This is a genomic window from Dietzia sp. DQ11-38-2, from assembly GCF_014145055.1.
Lineage (GTDB): Bacteria > Actinomycetota > Actinomycetes > Mycobacteriales > Mycobacteriaceae > Dietzia.
In genome coordinates this window covers 1-5,274 of record NZ_JAALDW010000193.1, presented here as the reverse complement: position 1 = coordinate 5,274, position 5,274 = coordinate 1, and the positions used below count along the sequence as shown (strand labels likewise).

The 5,274-nt window shown below is 70.0% G+C and carries 7 protein-coding genes; 1 reads left to right on the top strand and 6 read right to left on the bottom strand.

Annotated features, from left to right (window positions below; translation table 11 throughout):
• From G6026_RS17895 to G6026_RS07270, 5 genes are all read right to left on the bottom strand, one after another.
• A partial coding sequence (locus tag G6026_RS17895; protein ID WP_347238076.1) for a sugar nucleotide-binding protein occupies window positions 1-193 on the bottom strand: 193 nt, incomplete at its 3' end.
• A gap of 191 nt (window positions 194-384) precedes the next feature.
• Window positions 385-1,266, bottom strand: a complete 882-nt coding sequence (gene rfbA, locus G6026_RS07285; RefSeq protein ID WP_182612776.1) for a glucose-1-phosphate thymidylyltransferase RfbA — start codon at window positions 1,264-1,266, stop codon at window positions 385-387.
• Window positions 1,263-2,291, bottom strand: a complete 1,029-nt coding sequence (rfbB, locus tag G6026_RS07280; RefSeq protein WP_182612775.1) for a dTDP-glucose 4,6-dehydratase — start codon at window positions 2,289-2,291, stop codon at window positions 1,263-1,265. Before rfbB ends, rfbA begins: the two co-directional genes overlap by 4 nt.
• A gap of 10 nt (window positions 2,292-2,301) precedes the next feature.
• Window positions 2,302-3,333 (bottom strand): YihY/virulence factor BrkB family protein, encoded by a 1,032-nt coding sequence (locus tag G6026_RS07275; RefSeq protein ID WP_228549097.1) that lies wholly within the window; start codon window positions 3,331-3,333, stop codon window positions 2,302-2,304.
• A 57-nt stretch (window positions 3,334-3,390) separates the two neighbouring features.
• Complete coding sequence (locus tag G6026_RS07270) at window positions 3,391-4,467, bottom strand: YihY/virulence factor BrkB family protein (protein ID WP_182612774.1); 1,077 nt, start codon at window positions 4,465-4,467, stop codon at window positions 3,391-3,393.
• Between the two features lie 164 nt (window positions 4,468-4,631).
• Here G6026_RS07270 and G6026_RS07265 point away from each other — a divergent pair, with 164 nt between their 5' ends.
• Window positions 4,632-5,027: a hypothetical protein gene (locus G6026_RS07265; RefSeq protein ID WP_107757156.1), complete on the top strand. Its 396-nt coding sequence runs from the start codon at window positions 4,632-4,634 to the stop codon at window positions 5,025-5,027.
• Window positions 5,028-5,031: 4 nt separating this feature from the next.
• Here G6026_RS07265 and G6026_RS07260 read toward each other — a convergent pair.
• A partial coding sequence (locus tag G6026_RS07260) for an inositol monophosphatase family protein (protein ID WP_277815599.1) occupies window positions 5,032-5,274 on the bottom strand: 243 nt, incomplete at its 5' end.

Here is a 5,274-nt window from a genome sequence, read left to right as displayed (position 1 = left end):
GGCAGGCCGCGGCGAGCGACTCCGCGCCGTCGGTGTTGATCGCCCGGGCGCCCGCCTCGTCGGTCTCGGCCTCGTCGACGTTCGTGTACGCCGCCGCGTTGACGACGACCTCCGGGTCATGGCGATCGAGGGCCGCGGCGATCGACGCGGGATCGGTGATGTCCAGTTCGTCACGGCCCGGGGCGTGTGCCACCCCGGAGAGCGCGTGACCGAGCTGCCCGCGACCGCCGGTGACGAGGATTCTCGGCAGCCCGGCGGGGCGGACGGGTTCGCCCGCCCCCTCCGCATCCGCTCCTCCCGATGCACTCCGGCGTGCACCGCTGCTCAGGCGGGCGTGCATCGGGGGGAGCGGCTGTGCATGCTGATCGTCCGGATGGCCGCCGTTCATAGGTGCCGACCCTTCTCGCGGCGGAGCACGTCGAGCAGGTAGGCCCCGTACCCGGACTTCTCGAGGTCGTGGGCGCGGGAGGTGAGCTCGTCGTCGCCGAGATACCCCATCCGCCACGCCACCTCCTCCGGGCAGCCGATCTTCAGGCCCTGCCGGTCCTCGATGGTCCGCACGTAGTTGCCCGCGTCGAGCAGAGAGTCGTGGGTGCCGGTGTCCAACCACGCCGTGCCGCGCGGGAGGACCTCGACCCGGAGTCGGCCCGCCTCGAGGTAGTGGCGGTTGACATCCGTGATCTCGTACTCCCCGCGCGGCGACTTCTCGAGGTTCCGCGCCACCTCCACCACATCGGCGCTGTAGAAGTAGAGGCCCGGTACGGCGAAGTCGGAGGACGGGTTCTGAGGCTTCTCCTCGAGGCTGATCGCGCGACCGTCCGGGTCGAAGTCGATCACCCCGTAGTCGCCCGGGTTGGAGACGCGGTAGGCGAACACGGCGCCGCCGTCGAGGTCGGCGAACCTGCGCAGCTGCGTCCCCATCCCAGGGCCGTAGAAGATGTTGTCGCCCAGGATCAGCGCCACCGCATCGTCGCCGATGTGCTCCGCTCCCAGCACGAACGCCTGCGCCAGCCCCTCGGGGGCGGCCTGCTCCACGTAGCTCAGGGTGATGCCGAACTGACTGCCGTCGCCCAGCAGCCGCCGGAACTGCGGCGCGTCCTCGGGCGTGGTGATGAGAAGGATGTCCTGGATTCCCGCCAGCATGAGGGTGGACAGCGGGTAGTAGATCATCGGCTTGTCGTAGACCGGCATGAGCTGCTTGCTCGTCGCCAACGTCAGCGGACGCAGCCGGGTGCCGCTGCCGCCGGCCAGGACGATGCCTTTCACAGCACCCTCTCCGTCCGGGCGTACCGGGCCTCGACGCTCTGTTTGACCGGCTCCCACCAGTCCCGGTTCTCGCGGTACCACTCGATGGTCTGGGCCAGCCCGTCCCGCAGGTCGGTGTGCTGCGGCTCCCACCCGAGCTCCTCGCGGGTGGCGGTGGCGTCGATCGCGTACCGCAGATCGTGGCCGGGACGATCGGTGACGTGGTCGAAACCGGGATCGCCGTCCGTACCGGCGGCACCCATGAGCTCGCAGATCATGTGCATGACCTGCAGGTTGGAGTGTTCGCCGTCGGCGCCGACGAGGTAGGTGCGGCCCGGCTCGCCGCCGGCCAGGATCCGCAGGACGGCCGAGTTGTGGTCGTCGACATGGATCCAGTCCCGCACGTTGGCTCCACTGCCGTAGAGGCGGGGGCGTTGCCCGGTGAGAAGGTTGGTGATCTGCCGCGGGATGAACTTCTCGACGTGCTGGTACGGGCCGTAGTTGTTGGAGCAGTTGCTGATCGTGGCGCGCACACCGAAACTCCGGACCCACGCGCGGACCAGCATGTCCGCGCCGGCCTTGGTGGCCGAGTACGGGCTCGACGGGTTGTAGGCGGTGGCCGGGGTGAACCTGTCCGGATCGTCCAGCTGCAGGTCGCCGTAGACCTCGTCGGTCGACACGTGGTGCAGGCGCACGTCGTGGCCGCGGCAGGCCTCGAGCACGGCGTAGGTGCCCACGATGTTGGAGTGCACGAACGGCCACGGGGTGGCGAGCGAGTTGTCGTTGTGGCTCTCGGCGGCGAAATGCACCACCGCGTCGTCAGGCCCCGTGAGCTGCGCGACGAGCCGGTCGGTGACGGCGGGGTCCGCGCAGTCGGCCTCCACCAGCTCGACCCGATCCGACGGGAGTCCGGCCAGACTCGCGCGATTGGCGGCATAGGTCATCGCGTCCAGCACCGTGACGTGGGCACCCGGGTGCTCGCGGATGACCGTGTGGACGAAGTTGGCGCCGATGAACCCGGCTCCCCCGGTGACGACGAGGCGCATACGGGCAACCCTACCGTCGTGCACGCCCCGCCTCCGTGGGCTCCTCCGGCTCGCGTCGGAGCCCGCGGTACTCCTCGAGCATCCTGGCCCGCCTGCGTGCGAAGAAATCGCTCGCGGTGGTGTCCCTCGGGGTAACCTGCACGTTCTCCTCTGCCGGGATGCCGGACCGGAGCTGGCGGATGCGCAACACCTCGGTGTCCAGACGCGCGCCGTAGAGCACCGCCATGTTGACCAGCCACAGCCACACCAGGAACACGATGATCCCGGCGAGCGAACCGTAGGAGCGGTTGAAGTTGCCGAAATGGGAGACGAAGAAGCCGAACCCGGCGGTGGCGACTCCCATGATGAGCAGCGCCGCGGCCGCCCCGAGCGACACCCAGTGGAACTTCCGTCCGGCGACGTTGGGCGCGAATCGGTAGAGGATCGCCAGCGCGAGAACCGCGGAGACGAGGGCCGCGGGCCACTTGGCCAGGCCCCACACGGCCAGTGCCGTCTCTCCCAGACCAATCCACCCGCCCACGGTCTCGGCGATCGGTCCGGTGAACACCAGCGCCAGTCCGCCCACTGCCACGAGGACGACGAGCAACGCCGTGAGCAGCAGACCGACGGGCACCAGCCGCCAGGGCGGGCGCCCCTCCTCGACCCCGAACACCAGGTTCATCGCCCGGCCCAGCGCGCGCACGTAGCGGGATGCGGTCCATAGCGCGATCACCACACCGACCACGAGCGCCGTGCCGGCGGCCTGCGTCGTGACGACCGCCTCGACCGGGTCCCGGATCGGATCCAGGATCTCCTCCGGGGCGACGTCGGACAGCATGCCCATGAGGGCATCGACCGTCCTGGCGCCCTGACCGAGCACCCCGAGCAGTGAGACCACCACGAGGAGTGCGGGGAAGAGCGAGAGCACACCGTAGAAGGTGAGCGCCCCCGCCTGATCGGGGCCACGGTCGCGGAAGAACTCACCCACCGAGCGTTCGAGGACCAGGCGGACGGTGCGGAGTCGGCGTCGGGCGGTCGACGCGGTCCCGCCGGAGGAGTTCATACCCCGATTGTGGCTGCTCGACAGCGCCTCGCGCCTCCCGCCGCGCGGCGCGCGACGTCAGTGGGAGTCGCGCGCCTGTTCCGCCTGGGCCTCGCGGCGGATGTCGGCGGAGTCGTCGATGGTCTTCTGTCGCTTCTCCTCGGCCTTGTCGCTGGCGGTGGTGTCCCGCGGCGGGAGTTGGATGGTCTCCTCGGCGTGCAGTCCGGCCTGCAGCTCGCGGGCCCGCTCCACCTCGGCGTCCACCTCGGCCCCGAAGAGCAGCGCGTTGTTGGTGATCCAGAGCCAGAGCAGGAAGATGATGACGCCGGCCAGCGAGCCGTAGGTGGCGTTGTAGCTGGAGAAGTTGGACACGTAGAACACGAACCCCGCGGTGGCGACGGCCCAGACCAGCAGCGCCACGACCGCGCCGAGGGAGACCCATCGGAACTTCGGCTGCTTGACGTTGGGCGAGAACCCGTAGAGCGCGGCCAGGATCACAACGACGACGAGGACCAGCACCGGCCACTTGGCGATGCCCCACACGGTCACCGCGGTCTCACCGAGACCCACCAGGTCACCCACCCATTCCGCGACGGGGCCGCTGACGACGAGCATGAGCCCGGCCAGGCACACGAGGAGGAGCAGCACGGCGGTGAGGAGCACCATGGCGGGCTTGAGCTTCCAGAAGGGACGCCCCTCCTCGACCTCGTAGATGCGGTTCATCGCCCGCCCGAAGGCCCCTACGTACCCGGACGCCGTCCACAGTGCACCCAGCAGACCGGTGACCAGGGCGACGCCGGCGGCGGGGGTATTGACCAGAGACTCGATCGGCCCGCGGAGCGCGGCGAGCGTCTCCTCCGGCGCGGCGCCCTCGAACAATTCCATCACGGCGTTGACGGTCTCCTGCCCCTGCCCGAACACCCCGAGCAGCGACACCACCGCCAACAGGGCGGGAAAGATCGAGAGCACCGCGAAGTAGGTCAGCGCGGCGGCCAGGTCCGTGCACTTGTCCTTGGAGAACTCCGCGGCGGCGCGCGTCAGGCCGATCTTCCAGGTCCCCGCCTTGAGCGAGGTGGGCGACTCGGGCTTGCCGGCGTCGGGGTCGGCCTCCGGGTCGGGCTTGTCGGTGATGTCTCGGGTGCTGTTCGCGCTCATGCAGGTGACTGTTCCACCGGCGACCCCCACGCGCATCCTCTGGGGTCGATCTCCTGCGGGGGTGACGTGCCGGTCCCGTGCGTTACCCTCGTCGGTGCCACATCACCAAAGCGTGACATCACCTGTGTCGCAGCACCCGCGACCCCGACCCTCCAGGAGCACTCATGAGCCTGTCCAACGCCATCCTCCGCGGAGTCACCGGCGCCTTCGTCCTCAACTCGGGACTGTCCAAGCGGAACCTGCCCACCGAGTCCGCCGAGGGCCTCCAGGGCTTCGCCGCCACCGGCGTGCCCCAGGTGACCAAGATGGAACCGGACACGTTCGGGAAGTTCGTCGCCTACTCCGAGATCGGCATCGGCGCGGCCCTGTTGACGCCCGTCGTGTCACCGCGCCTCGCGGGCGCCGCGCTCGGCACCTTCTCCGCGGGCCTGCTGTCGATGTACTTCCGCAACCCCTCGATGACCGAGTCCGACGGCATCCGCCCGTCCCAGGAGGGCATGAGCCTGGCCAAGGACGCGTTCATGGCGGCCATCGCGGGGGCCCTGATCACCAGCAGGTGACCGCTCACGCCGACGCGATGGCCTCCAGGATCGCCTCGGCCAGGTCCGGGCGGCACACCACCAGGTCCGGCAGATAGGTCTCGGCGACGTTGTACTCCAGCGGGGAGCCGTCCACCCGCACGGCGACGAACCCCCTGGCCAGGGCCACGCCCGCCGGCGCGGCCGAGTCCCACTGGTACTGGCCGCCCGCGTGGATGTAGGCGTCGGCCTCCCCGCGCACCACGGCCGCCGCCTTGGCGCCGGCCGA

What these genes read in the sequence shown, in the direction of transcription:
- rfbB (WP_182612775.1), bottom strand. Translation starts at nt 2,291, where the DNA reads ATGCGCCTCGTCGTCACCGGGGGAGCCGGGTTCATCGGCGCCAACTTC.
- G6026_RS07275 (WP_228549097.1), bottom strand. Translation starts at nt 3,333, where the DNA reads ATGAACTCCTCCGGCGGGACCGCGTCGACCGCCCGACGCCGACTCCGC.
- G6026_RS07270 (WP_182612774.1), bottom strand. Translation starts at nt 4,467, where the DNA reads ATGAGCGCGAACAGCACCCGAGACATCACCGACAAGCCCGACCCGGAG.
- G6026_RS07265 (WP_107757156.1), top strand. Translation starts at nt 4,632, where the DNA reads ATGAGCCTGTCCAACGCCATCCTCCGCGGAGTCACCGGCGCCTTCGTC.